The sequence below is a fragment of the bacterium genome (genome assembly GCA_024224155.1).
Taxonomy (GTDB): Bacteria; Acidobacteriota; Thermoanaerobaculia; order Multivoradales; family JAHEKO01; genus CALZIK01.
In genome coordinates this window covers 1-852 of record JAAENP010000014.1, presented here as the reverse complement: position 1 = coordinate 852, position 852 = coordinate 1, and the positions used below count along the sequence as shown (strand labels likewise).

The following is an 852-nucleotide window of genomic DNA, read 5'->3' as shown; positions in this document are numbered from 1 at the left end:
GGCCGTGATCGGGGCCCGGCTCGATCGACTGGATCCTGCCGAGCAAAGTCTCCTCCAGGATGCGGCCATCCTCGGCCAGACCTTCACTCTCGATGGGCTAGCCTGTCTGCGCGGCGAGCCGGCCGAGGAACTCGAGACCCGACTGAGCCATTTCATCAAGCTCGAGTTGCTCGACCTGGAGGACGATCCGCGTTCTCCCGAACGCGGTCAATATGGTTTCGTTCAGTCGCTCATACGCGAGGTCGCCTATCACCGTCTTCCCCGCCAGGAGCGGCGCGCCAAACACTTGGCCGCGGCGGAGTACCTCGAAACGCTGGGCGACCCTGAGCTGGCCGGCGTCATCGCTGGTCACTTCATGGGGGCGTACGAGGCCACTCCTGAAGGGATCGAGCGGGCCGCCCTCATCGACAGCGCCATCGGCAGCCTTACGGAGGCCGCCGGACGAGCCGTCGAGCTCCATTCGCACATCCAGGCTATGAGCCTTCTCGACGAAGCGGTCGAGTTGACGACCGACCCCGATACCCAGGCTGATCTCCAGCTAAAGGCCGCCGACTCTGCCAGTAAGCACGGAGAGGTAGAGCGGGGGCTCGGTTATGTCGACGCCGCCCTCGAACATTTCGGTGTTTCCAACAACACGATCGGACTTCGACGGGCGGCGACTGCCAAGAGCGAATTGCTCAACAGCTATTTCCGGTCGCCCGACGCCTTGGCGGCTATCGAGGATGTGTACGACGCGATCGAATCGGTCGACGATCCGGTGACGGTCGGGGTGGCGGCCGAGGCGGCCCGCAGCTTTTCGCTCACGAACAACGCCGACAGGGCGATCGAGGCAGTTGATCGCTTCCTTCCTGC

At 64.0% G+C, this 852-nt stretch carries 1 protein-coding gene; it reads left to right on the top strand.

Features of this window, described 5'->3' with window-relative positions:
- The coding region (locus GY769_01355) for a hypothetical protein (protein ID MCP4200564.1) at nt 1–852 on the top strand (852 nt) is incomplete at both ends.